The 25,089-nt window shown below is 41.1% G+C and carries 22 protein-coding genes, 2 tRNA genes and 1 other annotated feature; of the genes, 22 read left to right on the forward strand and 2 right to left on the reverse strand.

Annotated features, from left to right (window positions below; all coding sequences use genetic code 11):
- The first annotated feature begins 52 nt into the window (after positions 1-52).
- From ABD010_RS08790 to yihA, 13 genes are all read left to right on the forward strand, one after another.
- Entirely contained in the window at positions 53-505 is a 453-nt protein-coding gene (locus tag ABD010_RS08790; RefSeq protein WP_343812174.1) for a MarR family winged helix-turn-helix transcriptional regulator, read from the forward strand.
- A 22-nt stretch (positions 506-527) separates the two neighbouring features.
- Positions 528-1,343, forward strand: a complete 816-nt coding sequence (gene racE / locus ABD010_RS08795) for a glutamate racemase (protein ID WP_343812176.1) — start codon at positions 528-530, stop codon at positions 1,341-1,343.
- 109 nt (positions 1,344-1,452) lie between these two features.
- The gene (locus tag ABD010_RS08800) at positions 1,453-2,538 is read left to right on the forward strand and encodes a GerMN domain-containing protein (protein ID WP_343812178.1); all 1,086 of its coding nucleotides are present in this window, start codon (positions 1,453-1,455) and stop codon (positions 2,536-2,538) included.
- Positions 2,539-2,781: 243 nt separating this feature from the next.
- Positions 2,782-3,549 (forward strand): ribonuclease PH, encoded by a 768-nt coding sequence (gene rph / locus ABD010_RS08805; protein WP_343812180.1) that lies wholly within the window; start codon positions 2,782-2,784, stop codon positions 3,547-3,549.
- Positions 3,546-4,133: an XTP/dITP diphosphatase gene (locus tag ABD010_RS08810; RefSeq protein ID WP_343812182.1), complete on the forward strand. Its 588-nt coding sequence runs from the start codon at positions 3,546-3,548 to the stop codon at positions 4,131-4,133. Before rph ends, ABD010_RS08810 begins: the two co-directional genes overlap by 4 nt.
- A gap of 22 nt (positions 4,134-4,155) precedes the next feature.
- A complete protein-coding gene (locus ABD010_RS08815) occupies positions 4,156-4,668 on the forward strand; it encodes a metallophosphoesterase (RefSeq protein WP_343812183.1) in 513 nt (170 codons plus the stop codon).
- A 174-nt stretch (positions 4,669-4,842) separates the two neighbouring features.
- Positions 4,843-4,916, forward strand: a tRNA-Gly gene (locus ABD010_RS08820).
- A gap of 7 nt (positions 4,917-4,923) precedes the next feature.
- Positions 4,924-4,997: transfer RNA gene (locus ABD010_RS08825), tRNA-Arg, on the forward strand.
- 211 nt (positions 4,998-5,208) lie between these two features.
- The gene (locus ABD010_RS08830) at positions 5,209-6,189 is read left to right on the forward strand and encodes a tetratricopeptide repeat protein (protein ID WP_343812185.1); all 981 of its coding nucleotides are present in this window, start codon (positions 5,209-5,211) and stop codon (positions 6,187-6,189) included.
- Between the two features lie 138 nt (positions 6,190-6,327).
- Positions 6,328-7,620, forward strand: a complete 1,293-nt coding sequence (tig, locus tag ABD010_RS08835; RefSeq protein WP_343812187.1) for a trigger factor — start codon at positions 6,328-6,330, stop codon at positions 7,618-7,620.
- Positions 7,621-8,001: 381 nt separating this feature from the next.
- On the forward strand, positions 8,002-9,282 hold the full coding sequence (clpX, locus tag ABD010_RS08840; RefSeq protein WP_343812189.1) for an ATP-dependent protease ATP-binding subunit ClpX: 1,281 nt from the start codon (positions 8,002-8,004) through the stop codon (positions 9,280-9,282).
- Between the two features lie 208 nt (positions 9,283-9,490).
- On the forward strand, positions 9,491-11,821 hold the full coding sequence (gene lon, locus ABD010_RS08845) for an endopeptidase La (protein ID WP_343812190.1): 2,331 nt from the start codon (positions 9,491-9,493) through the stop codon (positions 11,819-11,821).
- Positions 11,808-12,389 (forward strand): ribosome biogenesis GTP-binding protein YihA/YsxC, encoded by a 582-nt coding sequence (yihA, locus tag ABD010_RS08850; RefSeq protein WP_343812192.1) that lies wholly within the window; start codon positions 11,808-11,810, stop codon positions 12,387-12,389. The genes lon and yihA overlap by 14 nt, the downstream gene beginning before the upstream one ends.
- A 40-nt stretch (positions 12,390-12,429) precedes the next feature.
- On the opposite strand, the gene ABD010_RS08855 is transcribed toward yihA, so the two are convergent.
- Positions 12,430-12,912: a LiaI-LiaF-like domain-containing protein gene (locus ABD010_RS08855; RefSeq protein WP_343812194.1), complete on the reverse strand. Its 483-nt coding sequence runs from the start codon at positions 12,910-12,912 to the stop codon at positions 12,430-12,432.
- A 206-nt stretch (positions 12,913-13,118) separates the two neighbouring features.
- Here ABD010_RS08855 and hemA point away from each other — a divergent pair, with 206 nt between their 5' ends.
- The 8 genes from hemA to ABD010_RS08895 all read left to right on the forward strand — a co-directional run bounded on the left by hemA (position 13,119) and on the right by ABD010_RS08895 (position 21,770).
- Entirely contained in the window at positions 13,119-14,483 is a 1,365-nt protein-coding gene (hemA, locus tag ABD010_RS08860) for a glutamyl-tRNA reductase (protein ID WP_343812196.1), read from the forward strand.
- Positions 14,484-14,496: 13 nt separating this feature from the next.
- A complete protein-coding gene (locus ABD010_RS08865; protein ID WP_343812198.1) occupies positions 14,497-15,327 on the forward strand; it encodes a cytochrome C assembly family protein in 831 nt (276 codons plus the stop codon).
- 10 nt (positions 15,328-15,337) lie between these two features.
- Positions 15,338-16,267: a hydroxymethylbilane synthase gene (hemC, locus tag ABD010_RS08870; protein WP_343812200.1), complete on the forward strand. Its 930-nt coding sequence runs from the start codon at positions 15,338-15,340 to the stop codon at positions 16,265-16,267.
- Positions 16,267-17,028, forward strand: a complete 762-nt coding sequence (locus tag ABD010_RS08875) for a uroporphyrinogen-III synthase (RefSeq protein WP_343812202.1) — start codon at positions 16,267-16,269, stop codon at positions 17,026-17,028. Before hemC ends, ABD010_RS08875 begins: the two co-directional genes overlap by 1 nt.
- Before the next feature lie 6 nt (positions 17,029-17,034).
- Positions 17,035-18,015: a porphobilinogen synthase gene (gene hemB / locus ABD010_RS08880; RefSeq protein ID WP_343812204.1), complete on the forward strand. Its 981-nt coding sequence runs from the start codon at positions 17,035-17,037 to the stop codon at positions 18,013-18,015.
- Between the two features lie 27 nt (positions 18,016-18,042).
- Positions 18,043-19,329: a glutamate-1-semialdehyde 2,1-aminomutase gene (gene hemL, locus ABD010_RS08885; protein WP_343812206.1), complete on the forward strand. Its 1,287-nt coding sequence runs from the start codon at positions 18,043-18,045 to the stop codon at positions 19,327-19,329.
- A 323-nt stretch (positions 19,330-19,652) separates the two neighbouring features.
- A complete protein-coding gene (spoVID, locus tag ABD010_RS08890) occupies positions 19,653-20,657 on the forward strand; it encodes a stage VI sporulation protein D (RefSeq protein WP_343812208.1) in 1,005 nt (334 codons plus the stop codon).
- Between the two features lie 108 nt (positions 20,658-20,765).
- Positions 20,766-21,770, forward strand: a complete 1,005-nt coding sequence (locus tag ABD010_RS08895; protein ID WP_343812210.1) for a hypothetical protein — start codon at positions 20,766-20,768, stop codon at positions 21,768-21,770.
- Here the strand turns inward: ABD010_RS08895 and ABD010_RS08900 are convergent.
- Entirely contained in the window at positions 21,767-21,955 is a 189-nt protein-coding gene (locus tag ABD010_RS08900) for a hypothetical protein (protein ID WP_343812212.1), read from the reverse strand. The genes ABD010_RS08895 and ABD010_RS08900 overlap by 4 nt on opposite strands.
- 191 nt (positions 21,956-22,146) lie before the next feature.
- Positions 22,147-22,382: a binding site (T-box leader), on the forward strand.
- A 49-nt stretch (positions 22,383-22,431) separates the two neighbouring features.
- Here ABD010_RS08900 and ABD010_RS08905 point away from each other — a divergent pair.
- On the forward strand, positions 22,432-25,074 hold the full coding sequence (locus ABD010_RS08905) for a valine--tRNA ligase (protein ID WP_343812214.1): 2,643 nt from the start codon (positions 22,432-22,434) through the stop codon (positions 25,072-25,074).
- Positions 25,075-25,089: the final 15 nt, after the last annotated feature.

The raw sequence follows: 25,089 nt of genomic DNA on the forward strand, positions 1-25,089 counted from the left end.
GTTGGTTATGTTATGATAATGAAGATAAAGAAAATTTGGGGGGGTTACCCGGTTGGAGAATGAGTTATCACATGATACAATAGCTGAAATTGAGAAAAGGCTTCGTTACATATCCGGTGTCATCAAACAGAATGGCCGAAAAATATTAAATAATTACCCGATTACGGCACCCCAATTCGTTGCGTTACAGTGGTTAATGGAATATGGAGATTTAACAATAGGGGAGCTGTCAAATAAAAACGGGCTTGCCTTCAGTACAACGACAGATCTGGTGGACCGGATGGAAAAAAACCAGCTTGTAAAACGGATACGTGATGAAAAAGACCGCAGAGTGGTGCGAATACAGGTTTTGGAAAAGGGAAAGAAAATTATAAAGGAAGTTATTAAAAAGCGTCAGGATTATCTGGGGGAAGTATTTGCGAATTTTTCAATCGACCAGGCAGAGGATATGAATGAGCTGCTTGCCTTTCTCCATGAACAAATGAAAAATGTGAGTGAAAAATAACAGCATAGAAGAGGCGGTACTGTTGGAAAAAGCGATAGGCGTTATCGATTCAGGTGTTGGCGGGCTGACAGTTGCACACGAGCTGATGCGTCAGCTGCCAAAGGAAAAGTTAATATACCTAGGTGATACACTGAGATGTCCGTATGGATCGAGGCCACAGGAGGAAGTCAGAAGTTTCACTTGGGAAATGGTTGAATTTTTATTGGAAAAGGAAATAAAAATGCTTGTTGTGGCGTGTAATACAGCTACTGCATTTGCTCTTGAAGAACTTCAGCAGAGACTCAATTTCCCGGTTATAGGCGTCATACAACCGGGAGCAAGAGCTGCTATTAATTTCACACATAACAACCATGTTGGTGTAATTGGTACAGAGGGAACCATTCACAGCCACGCGTATACGAATGCACTGAAAAGTATTCATGCAGGTATTCAGGTTAATGCACTTGCATGTCCCCTTTTCGTTCCGCTTGTTGAAAAAGGTATCCTGCATGGTGAACAGGCAGAAATGGTTGTCAAGGAAATGCTTTATCCGATGAAAAAAAGCAATCACATTGATACGTTGATTCTTGGATGTACACATTATCCCTTATTAAGAGAAACAATCCAGAAGATTATCGGAAATCATGTAACAATTATTTCATCCAGTGAGGAAACCGCCCGGGAAGCGAGTACTATACTGGAATTCAACCATCTTTTGCAAAATAGTGAAGAAACGCCACAGCATCAGTTTTATGCAACCGGAAAACTGGATATTTTCAGCCGGATTGCCAAGAATATCTTTAGTGAGCCGGTAAATAATTTTAAAACAGTTACAATCGAAAAAGCTGTAATTTGCTGAATTGGGATTCCTCTACGGGAGGGATTCCAATTTTTTTATGGATTGAATGGTCTAATTTCACGATGAGCTCGTATATATAATAGTACAAACCATCGTGGGAGGGAATGAGATGAAGAAGCGCAGAATCCTGCTGCCAATTATACCTGTAAGTCTGGCCATTGTACTGACTGGATGTTTTCAGGGAGAACAGTCCTTAAATAATAAGAATGAGGAGATTGATCCGCCCAAGGAAAATGCCGAAGCCGTGAATAATCTGGAAAATGCAGCTAAGGATGAAGAAAAAGCGAAGGAAGGAGCGGATAAGAAGCAGGCCAAAACAGTTTCAAGACAATTATATTTGCTTGATTCCAACGGTATGGTTGCTTCACAAACGCTGGAACTTCCGGTCCCTGATTCAAAGGAAGTTGCTGCTCAAGCATTGGAGTACCTTGTTAAGAAAGGTCCAGTGACACAATTGCTCCCTACTGGTTTCCAGGCAGTCTTGCCACAAGGAACGGAAGTATTGGGGTTGAATCTTAAGGATGACGGAACGATGATTGTAAATGTTTCGAAAGACTTTAAAAACTACAAAGCTGAAAATGAAGCCGAAATTCTTCAGGCCATGACGTATACATTGACCCAGTTTGACAGTGTGAAAACCATAAAGCTGGAAATAAATGGCGAACCATTGAATGCTATGCCAGTCAATGGAACCCCGATTGGCGAAGGGTATTCCCGGGCAAATGGAATTAATCTGGTTCAATCAGAAACGATGGACCTGATGCAAAGCAAGCCGGTCACACTGTTCTTCCCGGCTGCAAAAGATAACAATCAATACTTTGTCCCTGTTACCAAATATATTAACGTTGCAGATAATGATCTATACAGCTCAATGGTCCAGGAACTTGTGGAAGGTCCAGGTTTCAGCACCAATTTACAGCACGTATTTAATGAACAGACAGAATTGGTAAGCAGCCCAAGTGTCAACAGTGGTGTTCTTGAATTGAAGTTCAGTCAATCGGTTTTAAAGAACAGTGATAAGGCGGTAATACCTGATAAGGTGATGGAAACACTTGTCAGGACATTGACGGGTGATGGAACCGTAGAAGCAGTTGAAGTAAAGGTTGAAAATGTGGAAACCCTGTTCAACGAAGAAGGCAAGCCATATACAGAGCCGGTAACAACACAAATGTTTGTCCCAGCGAAAAAATTATAAGAATAAAAGAAAGGGGCTGTGCAAAGCAGCCTTTTCTTTTTGGCAGATAAGTATAAAACTTTCTTACTGCATAAGTGCAACTAATGCCGTCACCTAATGGGTTATGGACCACCCGGTTTTCTAATTTACTCCTGCCTTGCATTGACGGACAAGCCTTATCACAGGATGTATTTTCATGTTTCTTTCGTGTAAAATATGATAGGATTGCTCTAGTGAATGGTCGAATAAGGAGGACTTTTAAAAGTGAGAAATGATCAACGAAAGAATAATCAATTACGTGAAATCACAATCATCAGGGATTTTGTCAAACATCCTGAAGGGTCAGTGCTTATTCAAGCTGGTGATACGAAAGTTATTTGCAATGCCAGTGTGGAAGACAGAGTGCCTCCATTTATGCGCGGACAGGGAAAAGGCTGGATTACTGCAGAATATGCCATGCTTCCCCGGGCAACAGACCAGCGGAATATCCGCGAATCGTCAAAGGGGAAGGTGAGTGGCCGGACAATGGAAATCCAGCGGCTGATTGGCAGAGCACTTCGGTCGGTTGTTGATTTAAATAAAATAGGCGAACGGACGGTATGGGTGGATTGCGATGTCATTCAGGCCGATGGAGGAACAAGGACTGCCTCCATTACAGGTGCTTTTGTTGCTGTTGTATTGGCGTTTGGTAAGATGCTTGATAATAAAACCATTAATAAAATGCCTGTTACTGACTTTTTATCTGCTGTATCAGTCGGTGTATTGCCTGATGGTACCGAAGCTCTGGATTTAAATTATGCAGAGGACTCCGAAGCACAGGTTGATATGAATATCGTCATGACGGGTAATGGAGAATTTGTTGAGATACAGGGAACTGGTGAGGAAGCGACATTTACGAATGACCAGTTATTGAAGATGCTTGAGTTGGCAAGTGATGGCGTTCAGGATATCACGGCGGTTCAAAAAGATGTAATAGGAGATGCGGCAAGTCGTATAGGAGAAACAAAGACGAAAGAGGGACAGGAAAAATGAAAGAGATCATTGTTGCTACAAAAAATCCTGGTAAAGCAGAAGAATTCAGAAGTTTTTTTGTAAAATATGATATCAAAACTGTTTCACTGCTTGATTTAATTGAGCCGGTGGAAGATATAGAAGAAACAGGGACGACGTTTGAAGCGAATGCTGCATTAAAAGCGGAGCAGATTGCTGATAAAATGAATACGCCGGTACTTGCCGATGACTCCGGGTTGGTTGTTGATGCACTTGATGGGCGGCCGGGAATATTTTCCGCCCGGTATGCTGGTGAACCTAAAGATGATCAGGCTAATCTGGAAAAAGTACTGCATGAATTGGAAGGCGTTGCAAATCGCCAGGCAAGGTTTGTTTGTGTACTTGCGGTGGCTATTCCTGGAAAAGAAACGATTTTTAAACGAGGGGTCTGTGAAGGTTCCCTGATTTCGGAGCCAAAAGGCGAGAATGGATTTGGTTATGATCCTATTTTTATTCCGGATGGTTATAGAAAAACGATGGCACAACTCACGGCTGATAAAAAAAATGAAATCAGTCATCGCAGTAATGCAATAATGAAACTGGAAGAATGGATAAAGCAGCTCTAGCAGCAGATTGTGGGGTTACAATATGCATAAAGTACTAATTATCAGTGACAGTCATGGTTTAACAACAGAATTGGATGAAATTAAAAAGCAGCACCCTGATGCTCAAATGATTCATTGCGGTGATTCGGAATTGGATATCGATGCACCGGAACTCGAAGGATTTACAAAAGTGGCGGGGAATTGTGACTTTGATTCAAGATATCCACAGGAACAGACGGTTGAAATTGGCGGTCTGCGTTTTTTTGTGGCGCACGGACACAGACATCAGGTGAAACGGGGATTGATGACAATATCCTACCGGGCGATGGAAGAAGATGCGGATGTGGTATGTTTCGGTCATACACACATAGCCGGAGCAGAAAAAAGCGGTGAACTTTTGCTGGTTAATCCCGGCAGCATAAGGCTTCCCCGGCTTAGAGATATCAAGACATATGCGATTTTGGAATGGGAAACTCCCGCTCATGTTAACGTCGGGTTTCGCACATTGTCCGGCGAAGTTGTCGAGGAACTTTCTATTCATACATCATTGAAATAAGCGGAACTTTCATCCGGTTTACTACCGGATGAAAAAGCTTTTTTTCTGCTAATAACTATTGACAAATATTTTCATTGTACATATAATGATTCTTGTCCGTGAAAAACATGCGGATTCATAATGGAGAGTACGGCGGTTGATATCCTTATTCAGCATACATATTAAAGTAAGCATGCGGGTGTAGTTTAGTGGTAAAACCTCAGCCTTCCAAGCTGATGATGTGGGTTCGATTCCCATCACCCGCTCCATAAAGTTGTCCCAGTAGCTCAGCAGGATAGAGCAACAGCCTTCTAAGCTGTGGGTCGCAGGTTCGAATCCTGCCTGGGACGTAAAAAGGGACCTATATTTTCGTAGGTTCCTTTTTTCTTATTTTGCAGGGTAGGTAAGATAATCGAACGTGTATATTGCTAGTAATACGGATAGTTCCGCAGCCGTAGTATACGCCAAATTCAGGCAAAAGTTACTGATGTTTATATCATTATATATGGGGTATATTATTAAATTAAGGAATAATTATAGATACTGGAAAGGAGTGAATGCATGCATAATAAGCAGACGAAGGTCGTTCTTTTTCCAAAATGGAAAGATACCCTTGAGGAAGAGAGTTTAATTGCCCTTAAGGAGAAGCGATATCATGAAGCACTGGAAAAGCTGGAAAAGCTGATTAGCTATAATATTAACAATCATGAGATTGTGATCGGGAAACTTATTTGTTTGATGGAATTGGATCGGTATGATGAAGCGCAGAAACTGTGTGAAGATTTAATGAAAAATAATGATGAAAACTACTATCATTATGTACATATTTACCTGACTATTCTTTTCCAGACAAATCAATATTCATTATTAATGGAACAAGTGGAATATGAATTTGCACAGCCGGGGATTCCGGAAATGATTCGCGAACAATTTCAACAGCTTTATGATATGAGCTATAATATGAATAGTGAATTGAAAACTGAAAAGTCTGTACAGTACATAAATGAACTTTGGAAAGCCGTGAAAGCTGAAAACCATGTGCACCAATGGAGTTTGGTTGAAAAGCTGCGTAAAATCAGTGCTGTACCGGTTGCTTCCGTAAAGAAGCTTCTTGTTAATGATAAGATTCATCCTGTGGTAAAAACTGCCATTTTTGCATGGATGCAGGAGGTGGATGTTTCTGAATCCATTGAAATTCAAAAGTTTGATATATATATGTCCGTTATTCCAAACGCAACAACCCCGCTCAATATGCATCCTGCAATGAAAAGGACAATGCTCTTTATAAGCGACCTGGAACAACGTAATCCATCTTTATACAAACTTGTTGAAAAGCTGCTTTACCGATATTGCTATGTCCGATATCCGATTATGCCGGCTGAGAAGGATATAGCAGCACTGGCAGATGCGTTGATTATCATAGGGGAAGAAAATATGAAAATACATACTGAAAATAAGAAAAAAACAGATGAAAAACGTAATCACTTCGTTGAAGAAGTCCAACTGTGTGAAGCATTATACTTGACGGTTCTGGAGGCATAGACCTTCATACGTTCATAATTGTTGAAAGGACTTCGAATTATGTTATAATGAGATGGTTGTAAATTTGATCATTAAATATACTAGTTTATATTGGTGAATGCGGCATTATAAAGATATTTTGATTTTGGAGGGAATAGTATGTCGGCAAAATGGGAAAAGCAAGAAGGCAATGAAGGAGTACTGACATTTGAAGTCAGTGTGGATGAATTTGAAAAAGGACTGGATCAGGCATTTAAAAAAGTGGTGAAGGATGTACAGATTCCAGGTTTCCGTAAAGGGAAGGTACCTCGTAAAATTTTTGAAAACCGATTTGGTGTTGAGTCACTGTATCAGGATGCAGTTGACATTCTGCTTCCAGATGCATATGTTAATGCTGTTGAAGAAACCGGTATTGAACCAATTGAACAACCGGAAGTTGATATTGAAGAAATCGAGCGCGGTAAACCACTTGTTTTCACTGCCAAAGTGATCGTTAAACCGGAAGTAACACTTGGTGAATATAAAGGACTTGAAGTGGAAGAGCAGTCCGTCGAAGTTACCGATGAAGATGTGGATCATGAAATTGAACATCAGCGTGAGCATCAGGCTGAACTTGTCATTAAAGAGGAAGGCACTGTCGAAGAAGGGGACACTGTTGTAATGGATTTTGAAGGATTCATGGACGGTGAAGCTTTCGAAGGCGGTAAAGGCGAAGATCATTCATTGGAAATCGGATCGGGACAATTCATCCCCGGATTCGAAGAGCAGCTGGTTGGTAAATCAGCAGGTGACGAAACTGAAATTGAAATTACTTTCCCGGAAGACTATCATGCCGAGGACCTGGCTGGTAAAAAAGCACAATTCCAGGTCAAAATTCATGATGTTAAAACGAAAGAACTGCCGGACCTTGATGATGAATTTGCAAAAGATGTAGATGAAGAAGTAGAAACACTTGATGAGTTGAAAACAAAGAAAAAAGAAGAACTGGAAGCGCAACGTAAGCAGGATGCTGAAAACCAGAAACGGGAATCACTGATTGAACAGGCGTCCGATAATGCTGAAGTTGACGTTCCGGAAGCAATGGTAAATACGGAACTTGACCGGATGATTAAAGAATTTGAACAGCGTCTGCAAATGCAGGGAATGACAATGGATATGTATTTCCAATTTTCCGGTCAGGATGAAAATGCGTTAAAAGAGCAAATGAAAGATGATGCTGAAAAACGCGTTAAAACAAATCTTACTCTGGAAGCAATTGTACATGCTGAAAACCTTGAAGTGTCTGACGAAGATGTTGATGAGGAGCTTGGCAACATGGCGTCCATGTATGGTACTGAGGTTGAACAGCTTAAGCAAATGCTTGGCGGAAACACCGATGCTATTAAAGAAGATTTGAAAATGAAGGAAGCTATCGAATTTCTTGTGGATAACAGTAAAACGATTGAAGGATAATGGATTAGAGGCCTTAAATTAAAAATGAAGAAAGGAACAAGGTGCGATCATTCGCACCTTGTTTCACTATTCACGGAAAACCAGGGATTTTATGAATAAAATCACCCTTGACCGTCAAGCATGGATGCAAGCAGGGTTTCCGGCAAATCAGTCTTTCGATGTTATCTTATTCGCTTTTGTGACATAGGATAGGAAGAGGACAAAACAACAATGGTTATGATTTGACTTTTTCCCCAGATTCTTCATAATTAAGTGGTAAATGAAGTAAAGGTTTTTGTTTTGTTTTCTTATTTTGATTTGGTATGATGACAATGAAAGTAAAAGTTGAAGTGAATCGGATAATTTTTAAAAGGCAGATTTAAACTTTTAGGAGTGAATTGAATGTTTAAGTTTAATGAAGAAAAGGGACAATTAAAATGTTCATTTTGTGGTAAAAGCCAGGATCAGGTCCGTAAACTTGTAGCGGGACCAGGCGTTTATATATGTGATGAGTGTATTGAACTATGTACAGAAATTGTGGAAGAAGAGCTCGGTACAGAAGAAGAAACTGAATTTAAAGAAATTCCTAAGCCAAAAGAAATCTGTGAAACGTTGAATGATTATGTAATAGGGCAGGATCAGGCCAAAAAGAATTTGTCTGTTGCCGTCTACAATCATTATAAGCGGATTAACTCACCGAGAAATGCAGATGATGTGGAGCTTGCCAAAAGTAACATTGCTATGCTGGGACCTACTGGAAGCGGTAAAACACTTTTGGCTCAAACATTGGCGCGCATCTTAAATGTTCCGTTTGCAATGGCTGATGCAACATCATTAACCGAGGCAGGTTATGTAGGTGAAGATGTTGAGAACATTTTATTAAAACTGATTCAGGCTGCTGACTATGATGTGGAAAAAGCGGAAAAAGGAATCATTTATATTGATGAAATTGACAAGGTTGCCCGCAAATCGGAGAACCCGTCCATTACACGGGATGTATCCGGAGAAGGTGTTCAGCAGGCGCTTCTTAAAATATTGGAAGGTACAGTAGCAAGTGTTCCGCCTCAAGGAGGACGTAAGCATCCGCATCAGGAATTTATACAGATTGATACTACCAATGTCCTGTTTATCGTTGGCGGAGCATTTGATGGCATTGACCAGATTGTTAAGCGCCGTCTGGGTAAAAAGGTTATTGGTTTCGGTGCCAATGAATCACAGCAGGATATGGATAAATCTGAGCTTCTTACAAAAGTATTACCGGAAGACTTGTTGCGTTATGGACTTATTCCAGAATTTATCGGTCGGATTCCGGTGGTAGGCAGTCTTCAGCCATTGGACGAAGAAGCACTTGTTGATATTTTGACAAAACCAAAAAATGCTCTGGTTAAGCAATATGTGAAACTTTTCGAGATGGATGATGTGGAGCTTGAATTTGAGGAAGAGGCGCTCACTGAAATAGCCAAAAAGGCAATTGAGCGTAAAACAGGTGCACGCGGTTTACGGTCGATTATTGAAGGCATTACGCTTGATGTTATGTTTGATCTGCCTTCAAGGAATGAAGATATTGAAAAATGTATCATCACCAAAGATACCGTGATTAACGAAGGCGGCAATCCAAAGCTGGTCTTTCGAGATGGTACAGTAAAAGAAGGCAATAAAGAAATTCCCAAAGAAAGTGCATAATGAATAATAAAATTTAACATCATAGAGGCTGACTCGGCATGCTGCTGGTGTCAGTCTTTTTCTTATGTAAATAATGTTGTTTAGTATAAGGTTGTCAGGTAATACTAAGGTTGAAAGCGAGTCAATCCATTTACATTCAGCCGGTATTTTTATAAACTAATAAAACATACATAAATATTCCATTACAGATTTTATGGAGGTACATATAATGACAAACGAAACGAAAGAGCTGCCGCTACTGCCATTACGGGGACTGCTTGTATTGCCGTCGATGGTGCTTCATTTGGATGTCGGACGGGACAAGTCTGTAGCAGCGCTTGAAAAAGCAATGATGGATGATTCGATTATTTTCCTGGCAGCTCAGAAAAAGGTCAGTCTGGATGATCCTGGCCCGCAAGACATCTACCGGATTGGTACATTGGCAAAGGTAAAACAGATGCTGAAACTTCCCAATGGTACGATTCGTGTCCTTGTTGAAGGTTTAAACCGCGGACAAATAACAAGGTTTACCGAAGAAAAAGATGAGTTTATGGTTGAAATTGAGGAATTAGCTGATGAGCATGGAGAGAACAATGAAGAAGAAGCCCTCATGCGTTCACTGCTGCGGCAGTTTGAGCAGTACATAAACGTTTCACAAAAGATAACAAAGGAAACGCTGGCAACGGTGTCCGATATTGATGAACCGGGCCGCCTTGCAGATCTGGTTACATCACATCTTTCACTGAAGTTGAAGGACAAACAGGAAATACTGGAGATGGTGAATGTAAAACAGCGATTGCAGCATCTTGTTAAGCTTATTTCCAATGAAAAGAAAGTGCTGGATATAGAGAAGAAGATCGGCCAGCGCGTCAAAACGTCCATGGAAAAAACGCAAAAGGAATATTATTTGCGCGAACAACTTAAAGCAATCCAGAAAGAGTTGGGGGAAAAGGACGGTAAAAACGGTGAAGTTGGTCAGTTGCGGGAGAAAGTCGAAAACTCAGACATGCCCGATCGGATTGTTGAAGTCGCGATGAAGGAATTGGACCGATATGAAAAAGTCCCGCAAAGTTCCGCGGAAAGTTCCGTAATCAGGAATTATATCGAATGGCTTTTGGCATTACCGTGGACAAATAAAACACAGGATACCATTGAAATTGACAAAGCCCAGGAAATTCTGGATGTAGATCATTATGGGCTTGAAAAGGTCAAAGAACGGATTTTGGAATATCTCGCTGTCCAAAAGCTGACCAAGTCCATTAAAGGCCCGATTCTGTGTTTAGTCGGACCTCCAGGTGTCGGAAAAACATCATTGGCAAAATCGATTGCAAGATCAATCAATCGTAATTTTGTCCGCATTTCACTTGGTGGTATCCGTGATGATGCGGAAATCCGCGGGCATCGTCGCACATATATTGGTGCTATGCCAGGTAGAATCATTCAAGGGATGAAAAAAGCTGAGACAGTTAATCCAGTCTTTTTACTGGATGAAATCGATAAAATGGCCAGTGATTTCCGGGGCGATCCATCTTCTGCAATGCTGGAAGTTTTGGATCCCGAACAAAACAGTAATTTCAGTGATCACTTTATTGAGGAAACATATGATTTATCCAACGTGCTGTTCGTTGCAACAGCGAATTATGTTAACAATATACCGGGACCGCTATTAGATCGGATGGAACTCATTTCCATTGCGGGGTATACTGAAGTGGAAAAACTGCATATTGCAAAAGAGCACCTGCTGCCAAAACAATTGAAGGAAAATGGCTTAAAAAAAGGGAATTTGCAGGTACGTGATGATGCATTATTGAAGTTGATCCGCACCTACACGCGGGAAGCGGGAGTCCGCGGGCTTGAACGCCAGCTTGCAACAATTTGCCGTAAAGCTGCCAAAATAATTATATCAGGTGATAAGAAGCGTGTAATTGTAACGGAAAAAAGTATTGAAGATTTACTTGGCAAACCACTGTTTCGCTACGGAAAAATGGAAGAGCGCAATCAGGTGGGAGCAGCTACTGGGCTGGCTTTCACTGCAGCGGGCGGCGATACGCTGTCAATTGAAGTTTCTCATTATCCGGGCAAAGGCAAGTTAACACTTACCGGTAAACTTGGAGATGTAATGCAGGAATCGGCGCAAGCAGCCTTTAGTTATATCCGTTCACGTTCGGATGAGTTGAATATCGATTCCGATTTTTATGAGAAGTACGATATTCATATCCATGTTCCTGAGGGTGCGACACCAAAAGATGGTCCGTCAGCAGGTATTACGATGGCTACTGCACTTGTTTCGGCGTTGACCGGCAGAGCTGTTAAGAAGGAAGTTGCCATGACTGGTGAGATTACACTAAGGGGACGTGTGTTGCCGATTGGCGGCTTAAAAGAAAAGTCACTCAGTGCACATCGGGCTGGTATTACAACAATCATCATTCCGGAAGAAAATGAAAAAGATATTGAAGACATCCCGAAAAGTGTCCGGGACGATCTGACTTTTATTGAAGTTAATCATCTGGACCAAGTATTGAAGCATGCGCTGATGGAGGAGAAAAATGAAAGTAACTGATGCAGAAATTGTGATTAGTGCAGTAAGCAAGAAACAGTATCCATCTGAACATATTCCGGAAATTGCCCTTGCTGGTCGGTCCAATGTTGGGAAATCTTCATTTATCAACAAATTGATTAATCGGAAGAATCTTGCCAGGACCTCATCAAAACCTGGAAAGACGCAAACATTGAATTTTTATAAGATTAATCGGTCTTTCTATTTTGTTGATGTACCAGGTTATGGATACGCTAAGGTCTCTAAAAAGGAACGGGAAAAATGGGGACATATGATGGAGGAGTACTTTGAAACTAGGGAAATGTTAAGAGCAGTTGTCTTGATTACTGATATACGCCATGAACCAACAAGGGATGATCAGCAGATGTATGATTTTCTAAAGTACTATGATCTTCCTGTTATCGTTATTGGCACGAAACTGGATAAGATTGCAAAAGGCAAGCGGGTAAATTATTTGAACCGTACAAGGCAGGTGCTGGAAATGGAAGCAGAAGATGTTGTGATTCCATTTTCAGCCGAAACCGGCGAAGGAAAAGATGCTGCCTGGAGTAATTTAAAGCAGTATATTTAATCATAAAAAAACGAACCTTCCAGTATTAATGATGGAAGGTTCATTTTTTCTTTTTCAACCAATAAACTCCAAGTCCAATTAAAAATAATGGCCAAAAGGATTCCAAAACTGCAGTAATATCATAAACCCAATCGAACTTCCCCGGTAACTTAAATGAGAAAATGAACATAATTGCCAGACCAATCAGAATAACTCCCATTACAAACCCTTTTCTCGTCCGAATTGCTCTTACAATAAAGGCAATACCCACGATAAGCAAGTAGACAGCCCAGTGATCGATCCAGAATTCGTAGTGTGTCATCCCGTGGAAATGGATGCCGATTCCAAGAATTAAGGTTCCGCTGAACAAATGCTGATAATCGTTTGTTGTGTAACTGTATAGCAGCAATGCCAAGCCAATAATAATCAATAATGTTGGCCATGAATAAAAGTCGGTAATAATTGGTATTTCCAGTTTGCGAAGCAGAAAAAAGATACCCACCCCAATTAACAAATATGCAGCGAATGTATTTCGTTTTTTCATGTCAAAGCCCCTTTTCGTGGTGGTTGTACAGTAGTCAGATTGTTTGCTTCTGATAAATCCGTATGATAGAGTACAAACGAGTTATACTACATGATATACGAATTATCTTATCATTTTGTTTCAGTCTGTTCACAATTTTTGACGATAGACAGAGCTGTTCATGTTATAATAGGCAATGAATGTTTAAACGTTTTGGGGGTATTACTTTGCACATACTTAAAGTCGGAATTAATTACAAATCAGCCCCTGTAGAAATAAGGGAGAAGCTTACTTTTTCCGAAGAATCAATGGATAAAGCAATGCTGTTATTAAATGAGCAAAAAAGTATATTGGAAAATGTGATTGTTTCCACTTGTAACCGTACAGAAATTTATGCGGTAGTGGACCAGGTTCATACAGGACGTTATTACATTAAACAATATTTGGCAGATTGGTTCCAAATAGACAAGGACGAATTCACCTCATACTTGAAAATATCAGAAGGTGATGGTGCGATTGAGCACATTTTGCGTGTTGCGACTGGTCTTGATTCCATGGTGCTTGGCGAAACGCAGATTCTTGGTCAGGTGAAACAATCATTTTTAACTGCACAGACGATGGGGACAACTGGAACGGTATTTAATGAGCTGTTTAAACAGGCAATTACTTTTGCAAAACGTTCTCATAAAGATACAGCAATCGGTGAGCATGCTGTATCAGTAAGTTATGCAGCTGTTGAACTTGCCAAAAAAATCTTTGGTGACTTGCAGAAAAAGCATGTTGTTATTCTTGGTGCCGGAAAAATGGGTGAACTGGCAGCAAAAAATCTTCGCGGTTCAGGAGCAAATCGCATCACAGTTGTTAACCGGACATATGCAAAAGCAGAAGAATTGGCAGTGAAATTCGAGGCGAAAGCGGAACAAATGAACAAGTTACATGCAATTCTTCAGGATGCTGATATTTTAATCAGTTCAACCGGATCTGACTCTGTAGTACTGGAAAAAGAAACAATTAATTCAATTCAAAAGAAACGCAAAGGAAAACCGCTGTTTCTTGTGGATATTGCCGTACCAAGGGACTTGGATGCAGCGATTAGTGAATTGGATAATGTATTCCTGTACGATATAGATGATTTACAGCATATTGTGGACGAAAATCTGAGAGCACGAGAAACGGCAGCGGAAAAAATTGCGGTTATGCTGGAAGCTGAAATTGTGCAGTTTAATGAATGGCTGCAGACGCTTGGCGTTGTTCCAGTTATTTCAGCGCTTAGGCAGAAAGCATTGTCAATCCAGGCAGAGACAATGAAGAGCATTGAACGGAAAATGCCTGAATTAAGTAAACGCGAGAAAAAGGTCCTGAACAAGCATACGAAGAGCATCATTAATCAGCTTCTGAAAGAACCAGTTACACAGGCGAAAGAACTGGCAGCAGAAAAGAATAGCGATGAGTCACTGGATTTATTTGTACGGATTTTTGGTATTGAGTCTGAAGTGGAAGAAGAAACAGTTAAGCAGACACAAAAAAATTCAATGAAAACGGATAGTGTATCCTTTCGTGTATCAGAAAATAACCCTAGCACAGTAAAGTGAAAGGATTCCAATTATGCTTGAATCAAAATGGGTTTATGAAATTATTCTAATTATTTACGGATTAAGTCTGGTTGGATACTTTATAGATTTTATTCAGCGTAACCGGAGGGCAAACAGGATTGCCTTCTGGTTACTTAGTATGGTGTGGCTTTTTCAGACAATTTTTCTCGTAACAAATATCTTTTTTGAAAACAATTTCCCTGTTCTGACCCTGTATGATGGATTGTTTTTTTATGCATGGGTTCTCGTGACGTTTTCCGTAATTATCAACCGGTTGTTCCGGGTGCAGTTTATTCTCTTTTTTACCAATCTGGTTGGTTTTTTTGTCTTTCTATTGTATGTTTCTACGAGGGCACAGACATACTTGCAGGATCAGGGAATTCAACTTGTGCACGAAATACTGATAACCCATATTACCCTGGCGATTGTTTCCTATGGCTTTTTTACATTATCGTTTCTTTTTTCGTTGATGTATTTGATTCAATATAAATTTTTGAAAGAGAAGAAAGGTCTCAACTGGATGTGGAGACTGGGAGACCTGCAGCGGCTGGATTCTTTTTCGTTTATTGCCGTAACATTGGGTGTTCCCCTTCTTACAATCGCTATTATCCTTGGCGTTGTCTGGGCATATGTCGCAAATGCCGAATTTTACTGGTTTGACATGAAGACGATCGGATCGCTGTTCGTTTTAGCAGTCTATATCTTGTACCTGTTTCTCCGGCTTGGAAAGGGTCAGCAGGGCAAATCCATTTCCATGTACAGTACTGCGGCATTTTTAATATTGTTAGTTAATTTCTTTTTATTTAATGTACTTTCCAATTTCCATTTTAATAGTTTTCTTTAGGAGGATTCCAATGCGAAAAATAGTTATCGGATCACGAAAGAGTAATTTGGCATTAACCCAGACAAACTGGGTGGTAGAGCAGTTAATAAAAGCTGGTGTTCAAAATGAATTTGAAGTGAAAAAGATTGTAACAAAAGGTGACAAAATACTGGATGTTACCTTATCGAAAGTAGGCGGAAAGGCCTTATTCGTTAAAGAAATTGAACAGGCGATGTATAACAAGGAAATAGATTTTGCCGTTCACAGCATGAAAGATATGCCTTCCGAAATGCCTGAGGGTCTGAATATTTCAACAGTTCCTGTCCGGGAAGACCACCGGGATGCATATATTTCAAAGGATAATGTTGCATTAAAAGATCTGCCTGAAGGTGCAATTGTCGGGACGAGCAGTCTCAGGCGAAAGGCACAGATTCTGGCGGCCCGGCCGGATGTGGAAGTGAAATGGATTCGCGGGAATATCGAAACAAGGATAAGAAAATTGGAAGAAGAGGACTATGACGCAATCATTCTGGCAGTCTCCGGTTTAAAACGTGTTGGTTTGAGTGAAGAACTTATCACCGAATATCTCGAACCCGATGTATGTGTTCCCGCAGTTGGTCAAGGTGCATTGGCCATCGAGTGCCGTGAAGACGACAAAGAACTTCATCAGCTTTTGAGCGTCATTAATGATTCGTTGACCACGACAACGGTTCAGGCGGAACGTACTTTTCTGAATTTGCTAGAAGGAAGCTGTTCGGTGCCAATTGGCGGTCATGCCCGGATGGATGACGATGAGATTGTCTTAACAGCAATGGTAGGAACGCCGGATGGTCAAACTATTTTGAAAGAGGAAGTGCGTGGTAACGATCCGACAGCAGTTGGAAAGGAAGCTGCCGAAAAAATGATCAGCCGGGGCGCCAAGGATATTGTCGATGCTGTAAAAGAGGAGTTGGATAACTAATGTCGGCTGCTCTTCATGGAAAGAAGATATTGATTACCAGGGAAAAAAAACAGGCCAGGGAATTTTCCGAAAAAGTTTTACAAGCTGGCGGCATACCTGTTGAAGTTCCCCTGTTAAAAATTTCATGCATGGAGAATGATAGTACGAGGCAGCTTCTTGACGGTGTGACAACATACAACTGGATTTTTTTTACAAGCGCGAACGGTGTTGACTGTTTTTTTAAACGTGATGGCTGGAAAACAATCAAAGATGAAACCAGAATTGCAGCGGTGGGCAATAAAACAGCTGGTAAACTGGAAGACTATGGATACCGGGTTGATTTTATTCCCACCACATATAACGCTGAATCTATGACAAATGAATTTCTTGAACAAGACAGCTTGAATGACAGCCGGATGCTGCTTGTCCAGGGAACGAAATCGAGAGACATATTGCCTAAATGGCTCACTGAGCAGGGTATTCGGTTCGACACAGTGGTTGTATATGAATCGTTGTTTGAATACGGGAGCAAGCAACATTTAAGCAGGGCGCTAGCCGGGGACAGTATGGACTTCATTACGTTTACAAGTCCATCAACAGTTGATGCATTTTTGGAAATGAATGAAGGGCGCGTACAAAAGGGCAGTGTTTATGTCTGCATTGGGACGACAACCAGTGACCATGCGAAGGAATCAGGGTTTGAAAATATTTTAAGACCGGATGAATTTACAATTGATGGAATGGTACAATGTATGAGTGATTATATTGCAGTGAAAGGATAGGTTCAGATGACAGATAAATATGATTTTAAGCGTCACAGAAGATTGCGTTCATCAGCAGCAATGCGGTCAATGGTTCGTGAAACACAGCTGCAAATGGATGATTTTATTTATCCGATTTTTGTTGTGGAAGGAAATGATATTAAAAAAGAAGTACCGTCCATGCCAGGTGTTTTTCAAGTATCGCTTGATTATGTGAAGGCAGAGATGGAAGAACTGCAGTCACTGGGGATAAAGGCTGTCATGGTGTTTGGTGTGCCTGCAGAGAAAGATGAGCAGGGCACTGGAGCATTCGCTGACACCGGGATTGTCCAGGAAGCCACCCGGCTCATTAAACGCGAAGTGCCAAGGATGCTTGTCGTTGCTGACACATGTCTTTGCGAGTATACATCACATGGACATTGCGGCGTCATTCATAACCATGATGTGGACAATGATGCGTCACTTGAATTGCTTGCCAAAACAGCTGTATCACAGGTCGAGGCAGGCGCTGATATTATTGCTCCTTCCAACATGATGGATGGGTTTGTAACAGTTATCCGACATGCGTTGGACGGGGCAGGATATCCGAACGTTCCGATTATGTCTTATGCTGTTAAATACGCTTCAGCATTTTATGGACCTTTCCGTGACGCCGCGGACAGTACGCCACAGTTTGGAGACCGCAAAACGTATCAGATGGATCCCTCCAATCGCCTTGAAGCAATACGGGAGGCGGAGTCCGATATGGAAGAAGGAGCCGATTTTCTAATTGTGAAACCAGCCATGTCGTATCTTGACATTGTTCGCGATGTAAAAAACAATTTTAATGCACCTGTTGTTGCGTATAATGTCAGTGGTGAATATTCCATGGTTAAGGCAGCAGCACAAAATGGCTGGATTAATGAAAAAGAATTAGTTCTCGAAAAACTGACCGCGATGAAGCGGGCGGGGGCAGATTTAATTATTTCGTATTTTGCCAAAGATGTAGCCAAATGGCTTGGTGAATAAAATATTATAGTGTTGAGGTGATGGTAAATGAGCTTTGACAAGTCACATGATGCGTATAAAGAAGCAGTTGATCTCATGCCTGGAGGAGTGAATTCTCCTGTACGGGCATTCAAATCGGTTGGCATGTCACCTGTTTTTATGGAGTCAGGTAAAGGATCAAAAATTGTCGATATCGATAAAAATGAGTATATTGATTATGTATTAAGCTGGGGGCCCTTGATTTTGGGACATGCGGATGACCGCGTTGTAACCAGTCTGAAGGATACAGTGGAAAAAGGTACGAGCTTTGGTGCACCGACAATAATTGAAAACAAACTCACACAACTGGTGATTGATCGAGTTCCATCCATTGAAATGGTACGTATGGTAAACTCTGGTACAGAAGCTACGATGAGTGCAATCCGTGTTGCACGGGGATATACAGGACGTGACAAGGTTTTAAAATTCGAAGGTAATTATCACGGGCACGGGGATTCGCTTCTGATTAAAGCAGGGTCTGGTGTGGCTACACTTGGGCTTCCGGATAGTCCGGGTGTTCCTGAATCGATTGCCCAGAATACGATTACTGTTCCTTATAATGACATAGAAAGTGTTCGCTATGCATTTGAGCAATTTGGCGATCAGCTTGCTGCAGTAATAGTAGAACCGGTTTCAGGCAATATGGGAGTTGTTCCGCCACAGGAAGACTTTTTGCAGGAATTACGGAAGGTCACTGAAGAAAATAGCTCATTGCTTATTTTTGATGAGGTAATGACTGGTTTCCGTGTCGGCTATAATTGTGCACAAGGATTCTTCGGTGTTACACCTGATTTAACATGTCTTGGAAAGGTAATTGGCGGTGGACTGCCAGTAGGCGCATATGGCGGTAAACGGGAAATTATGGAAAGGGTTGCCCCGACCGGATCAATTTACCAGGCTGGTACGTTGTCAGGAAATCCGCTTGCAATGACAGCCGGTTACGAAACATTGCGTGCAATGGATGAGTCGTCCTACGAGCAGATAAGCGAAAAAATAGATAAACTGGTCGAAGGATATAAACAGGCAGCAATCGACTTTGACATTCCGCTCCATATCAATAGAGCAGGTTCAATGGTCGGATTTTTCTTCACAAATCAGCCGGTAATCAATTTTGAAACAGCCCAGACCTCTAATCTTGATTATTTTGCACAATACTACCGAAGCATGATTGACGAAGGAATTTTCCTCCCCCCATCACAATTTGAAGGGTTGTTTTTATCAACCGCCCATACGGATGAAGATATTGAAAAAACAATCGCAGCAGTCCGCAAGGCATTTGAAGCAATCGAAAAATAATACCGTTACGTATTCAGGCTATCCCAGTACGGGGTAGCCTTTTATATTGTCCTGAAAATTACCAGCCGCTGAATTCCTTGAATCCACCAAACATGGTCATGACCCCGCCGAATGAGAGTATGGCTCCGCTGAACAAAACCCAAAACCCGCCGTATGCCGTTACTAATTGCTGCTAATTCACGTGTTTTATCTTTGATAATCTTACAAAGATATTTTTAAAGTGGGTTAATTATTTCAGCAAAATGAATAACTGCAGAATATGTTTCATATAGATGAATAAGACATATAAGCATATGGAATATATGTTGAAGGGAGGAATTCACTTGACTGATGATCAAGCAGTGTTTCGTTTTGATTTGAATGAATCACTTTATTTTGAAAAAGGACAGGAAGTTTCAGAGATTATGGGAGTTTCACTGGAACCGGACATCTCCATCCAGCCGTTTCATGACTATATTTCAATTAGGGGAGTTATTGAACTCCATGGTACTTATAAGCGGGTTCCGCTTACAGAAGAGAATGATGAGACTTATAATCTGGATGATTATCATTCCAAGAGGTATGTTGAGAAAGTTGTGGAATTGGAAGATGATCAATCAGAGTTTCTACACAGGTTCCCGGTTGAAATCTCTGTTCCTGTTAATAGGGTTAACGATTTAAACGAAATTACCGTTGATATTGAATCTTTTGATTATGAAATACCGAATCAGACCCAGATGAAGTTAAGCTCAACGGTTGAAATTCATGGAATTGATAATCCGCAGCAGGAATCCACCATCCATGAGAAAGAAGAAACAGCTTTTCTGCAGCGGGAGGATGAAACATTTGAGTTTGACATAAAAGAAAAAGCAAACGATGAAGAAATGGCATCTGATGCTTCAGAAGATTTTGCTTCTGAACTTCCGCAAATGCCAGAGGAAGAACCGGCGAATGAAACCGAGGAAGAAGAGGAGCGCTGGAAGAAGAAAAAATCCCAGTCTCTCGCGGAATTTTTTAATAAGGAAACAAACGAGGAAACAAAGAAGGATAGCCAGCAGGAAGATACTGCACCGGATGTTGAAATTATGGAAACTGCCGATTCGTCAGAAACATCGGAAACACAAACAGAGGATCTGGAAGATGTACGCTATCTGGCAGATGTGTTTCGGACCGAGGAAGGGGAACAATATACAAGTATGCGCTTATGTATTGTTCAGGAGACAGATACGGTTGAAACAATAGCTGACCGGTATCAAATATCTGCCGGACAATTGTTGAAACGGAACCGTCTGAGTAACGAGGATCTGAAAGAGGGACAATTACTGTATATTCCATATCGAAAAAATTAGAATTCTGATGCCCCTTGCTGCTGCAGTAAGGGGTTGTTGCTTGCAGCTGGATATTATTGCAGTATAGTCAATGGTTTTAAAGTTTCCATTATTTGGTGGTGAAATGTAATGAAAAGCATTAGTAAAGCAATCAGTGCATACAACGTGTACCCGGATGATTTCACGAAGGTAACGGACCGTTTATATCAGGTGGGTACCGGCCGGCAAAAATATGCGTTAAAACAAAGCGGTATGAATAAACAAGCGTTATCCGTATGGAAGGATACGTATCGCCTTGCGTCTAAATATAATATAGAATCGATACTTCCTGTATACTTAACCAAGCATTCCGCCCCGTACACAATACAAAATGATGATATCTGCTATCTGTCCCCGTGGATTCCAAATAAATTGAAAGATGATATGGAAGTCATACGAATAATGGCTGAATGTATTGCCGAAGTACACGCCAAAACAAAAAAGGCCTATCGGGTGGAGACAGCACCAATTATTAAAACATTTTCCAACTACCGGAGGCAATGTTCCGCAATGCATCAGGATTTATTGAACTATGTGGAAATGTTTGAACAAAACCGGTTCATGTCACCGTTCGAATTACAAGTTTGTACCCATTACCGTCTATTAAACGACGGATTTCAGGAACTGGACTGGAAAATTGAACAATTTTGTTCTGAACTAGATGATACGAGTGAATGGAGTTATAGTCTGTGTCATGGGAACTTGAATGAATCACACACATTACACGGGGACCGACCTTACTTAATAAACTGGGAAAATGCTTTTTATGATAATGCAACAACTGATTTAAACCAATTTTTCAGTCACCATGTACGCTATGACTATTATTCCCCCGAAAAATTAATGGACTGTTTTTCCGTTTATAATTCAGGCAATCCACTGAAACAGCAGGAGATGCACTTGCTCGCTATATCCGCGTTGAATCCGCAACATTACATAAAGACGATTGCCGATTACCATGACCGTTCCTCTGAAGATACAATGGTTCACCAAACGAAGCAACTTGAAAATTCATTTCGTCAAATCAAATTCGGATTATATTGTTCAAAGTGGCTGGAAACACATAGTACTGGTGACATTACGGATGACAGTTAGATCCACTCAAGATAAAACGCGATAAATATACCGACCAGTATCCCAAGCAGGAATACATCAAATGTTGTTGGGAAAAATAAGGTCCGGATTAATTGGAAAATCAGAATTGGGAGTGTAACTCTTTCACAAATGATAATGCATTTCCTGGCCCAGGGAGGCAGCCGGTAACGATAATATCGTGCCATAATGATCACTTCTTTCGTATCTTTTTAATAGTATATGATTAACCATCGTCCGCTTGTGCATTTACATCCAAAACGATCGACTATGACTTCAATTTATTTCAAATTTTTATAAAACAAGGAAAAAGTGGCCGGTTAACGAGGGCAAAACAGTTGATTTTATTGGACATAACCGATAAAATAAAATGTAATAGTAAAATGCAGTGACAGGGAAGAGTACAGAATAGTTACTTTGCAGCGAGGGAAACAGCTGGTGAAAGTTTCCCAGGTTAATTATTTTGGAAGGTCGCCCTTGATGCAGCCTCTTTGAACAGTTCCTTACTAAATAGAAGAGTGCCGGCTATTGGCCGTTACCCATAAATGAAGTGCACAGACTTTCGTTTGTGAACAAAGGTGGTACCACGGAATATAAATCCTTTTCGTCCTTTTTATATGGATGAAAGGGATTTTTTTAATATCTTGACAAGGAGGCAGGTAAAATGAGTGATGAACCGAAAACATCGATGTCATCGAAGTATAACCCACAGGAAATTGAGAAGGGCCGGTACCGGTTCTGGGTTGATGGGAAGTTTTTTGAAGCTACGGGAGATGAGGCAAAGGAGCCATTTTCAATTGTTATTCCGCCTCCGAATGTTACCGGTAAGCTGCATTTGGGCCATGCTTGGGATACAACCATGCAGGATACAATCTCCAGAATGAAACGCATGCAGGGATATGATGTACTGTGGCTTCCAGGAATGGATCATGCGGGAATTGCAACCCAGGCCAAGGTAGAAGCGAAATTGAAAGAGCAAGGTAAAAACCGTTATGACCTCGGACGTGAAAAATTTCTGGATACAGTCTGGGACTGGAAGGAAGAATATGCTGATTTTATTCGCTCGCAGTGGGAAAAACTTGGCCTGGGCCTTGATTATTCCCGGGAGCGTTTTACATTGGATGATGGTTTATCAGCAGCAGTCCGCGAAGTTTTTGTAACGTTGTATGAAAAAGGGATAATTTATCGGGGCGAATACATTATCAACTGGGATCCGGATACGAAAACAGCACTTTCTGATATTGAAGTTATTTATGAAGAAGTTCAGGGTAAATTTTATCATATGCGCTATCCAATTAAGGACAGTGATGAGTCGATTGAAATCGCAACAACGCGCCCGGAAACAATGCTAGGAGATACTGCCGTTGCTGTACATCCGGAAGATGACCGTTACAAGCATCTGATTGGAAAAACCGTTGTACTGCCGATTGTTGGACGTGAAATGGAAATTGTAGCGGATGATTATGTGGATATGGAATTGGGGTCTGGTGCAGTTAAAATTACTCCGGCACACGACCCGAATGACTTTGAAATTGGAAACCGGCACAACCTTGAACGTATCCTCGTTATGAATGAGGACGGATCGATGAATGAAAATGCCGGTCAATATAAAGGGCTTGACCGATTCGAATGCCGGAAGCAAATTGTAAACGATCTGCAGGAGCAGGGTGTTTTATTCGAAATAGAAGATCATACGCACCAGGTGGGACATTCTGAGCGAAGTGGTGCAATAGTTGAACCATATTTATCAACACAGTGGTTCGTTAATATGCAGCCATTAGCTGATGCAGTTATCAACTTGCAAAAAGGCGAAGGGAAAGTTAACTTTGTTCCGGAACGGTTTGAGCGAACGTATCTTCATTGGATGGAAAATATCCGTGACTGGTGTATTTCCCGGCAGTTATGGTGGGGACATCGCATTCCGGCCTGGTACCATAAGGAAACAAATGAGTTGTACGTAGGCAAGGAAGCGCCCCAGGATATTGAAAATTGGGAGCAGGATGAAGACGTATTGGATACGTGGTTTTCATCTGCATTGTGGCCATTTTCCACGATGGGATGGCCAGCAGATACGAAGGATTTCAAACGATATTTTCCAACCGATGTTCTTGTAACAGGGTATGACATTATTTTCTTCTGGGTAGCAAGAATGATTTTCCAATCAAAACAATTTACCGATGAACGTCCGTTTAAAGATGTGCTGATTCATGGGCTGATTCGTGACGCGGAAGGCAGAAAGATGAGTAAATCGCTCGGTAATGGTGTTGATCCAATGGATGTCATTGATAAGTATGGTGCTGATTCACTGCGCTATTTCCTTTTAACCGGTTCCACCCCCGGTCAGGATTTGCGCTTTCATTGGGAAAAAATTGAATCAACCTGGAATTTTGCCAATAAAGTATGGAATGCTTCCCGTTTTTCCTTAATGAATATGGAAGGCTTCACATACGAGAATATTGACTTGTCCGGTGAAAAGTCATTGGCAGATAAATGGATATTAACAAGGTTAAATGAAACCATTGAACAGGTTACGAGGAATACGAATAAATATGAATTCGGTGAAGCAGGCCGGTATCTGTATAACTTTATTTGGGATGAGTTGTGCGACTGGTATATTGAAATGGCTAAACTGCCATTATACGGTGATGACGAAAAGCAGAAGCAAACAACTCAATCGGTTCTGGCTTATGTACTGGATCAGACGATGCGCATGCTGCACCCATACATGCCATTTATTACAGAAGAAATCTGGCAGCAGCTGCCACACCAGGGTGAATCGATTACGATAGCTGCATGGCCGGAAGTGCGGGAAGATTTCCATGATGAAGCGGCTGCTGAAGAAATGAAACGTCTCGTTTCCATTATTAAGTCAGTTCGTAATATCCGCGCTGAAGTGGATACGCCAATGTCAAAACAAATCAAGCTGTTAATCCAGACGGAAAATCCTGAAATCAAAGCAGAATTGGACAACAACCGTCATTATCTTGAACGCTTTTGTAACCCAAGCGAGTTATCCATTAGTACATCCGTGGATGCTCCTGAAAAAGCAATGTCAGCCGTTGTAACAGGTGCCGAGCTGTTCCTGCCGCTTGAAGGTCTGATCGATTTTGATAAAGAAATCAGTCGTCTGGAAAAGGAACTCGATAAATGGAACAAAGAGGTTGGCCGTGTTCAAAAGAAACTTGCGAATGAAGGATTTGTAAATAAAGCACCAGAGGCACTTGTTGAGGAAGAACGAACAAAAGAACGGGATTATAAAGAAAAGCAAGCAAAAGTAAAAGCACGACTTGAGGAGTTAAAAGCATAGAAATATATATGGGTT

This window comes from Virgibacillus siamensis, assembly GCF_039522605.1.
GTDB classification, from domain to species: Bacteria; Bacillota; Bacilli; order Bacillales; family Amphibacillaceae; genus Lentibacillus; species Lentibacillus siamensis.

Bases quoted from the DNA above. Each gene is read 5' to 3' on its own strand.
- ABD010_RS08875 (WP_343812202.1), top strand. From the start codon at position 16,267: ATGTCGGCTGCTCTTCATGGAAAGAAGATATTGATTACCAGGGAAAAA.
- hemC (WP_343812200.1), top strand. From the start codon at position 15,338: ATGCGAAAAATAGTTATCGGATCACGAAAGAGTAATTTGGCATTAACC.
- clpX (WP_343812189.1), top strand. From the start codon at position 8,002: ATGTTTAAGTTTAATGAAGAAAAGGGACAATTAAAATGTTCATTTTGT.
- tig (WP_343812187.1), top strand. From the start codon at position 6,328: ATGTCGGCAAAATGGGAAAAGCAAGAAGGCAATGAAGGAGTACTGACA.
- yihA (WP_343812192.1), top strand. From the start codon at position 11,808: ATGAAAGTAACTGATGCAGAAATTGTGATTAGTGCAGTAAGCAAGAAA.
- ABD010_RS08855 (WP_343812194.1), bottom strand. From the start codon at position 12,912: ATGAAAAAACGAAATACATTCGCTGCATATTTGTTAATTGGGGTGGGT.
- ABD010_RS08900 (WP_343812212.1), bottom strand. From the start codon at position 21,955: ATGGCACGATATTATCGTTACCGGCTGCCTCCCTGGGCCAGGAAATGC.
- lon (WP_343812190.1), top strand. From the start codon at position 9,491: ATGACAAACGAAACGAAAGAGCTGCCGCTACTGCCATTACGGGGACTG.
- ABD010_RS08800 (WP_343812178.1), top strand. From the start codon at position 1,453: ATGAAGAAGCGCAGAATCCTGCTGCCAATTATACCTGTAAGTCTGGCC.
- ABD010_RS08905 (WP_343812214.1), top strand. From the start codon at position 22,432: ATGAGTGATGAACCGAAAACATCGATGTCATCGAAGTATAACCCACAG.
- hemB (WP_343812204.1), top strand. From the start codon at position 17,035: ATGACAGATAAATATGATTTTAAGCGTCACAGAAGATTGCGTTCATCA.
- ABD010_RS08830 (WP_343812185.1), top strand. From the start codon at position 5,209: ATGCATAATAAGCAGACGAAGGTCGTTCTTTTTCCAAAATGGAAAGAT.
- hemL (WP_343812206.1), top strand. From the start codon at position 18,043: ATGAGCTTTGACAAGTCACATGATGCGTATAAAGAAGCAGTTGATCTC.
- ABD010_RS08810 (WP_343812182.1), top strand. From the start codon at position 3,546: ATGAAAGAGATCATTGTTGCTACAAAAAATCCTGGTAAAGCAGAAGAA.
- ABD010_RS08865 (WP_343812198.1), top strand. From the start codon at position 14,497: ATGCTTGAATCAAAATGGGTTTATGAAATTATTCTAATTATTTACGGA.
- ABD010_RS08895 (WP_343812210.1), top strand. From the start codon at position 20,766: ATGAAAAGCATTAGTAAAGCAATCAGTGCATACAACGTGTACCCGGAT.
- ABD010_RS08815 (WP_343812183.1), top strand. From the start codon at position 4,156: ATGCATAAAGTACTAATTATCAGTGACAGTCATGGTTTAACAACAGAA.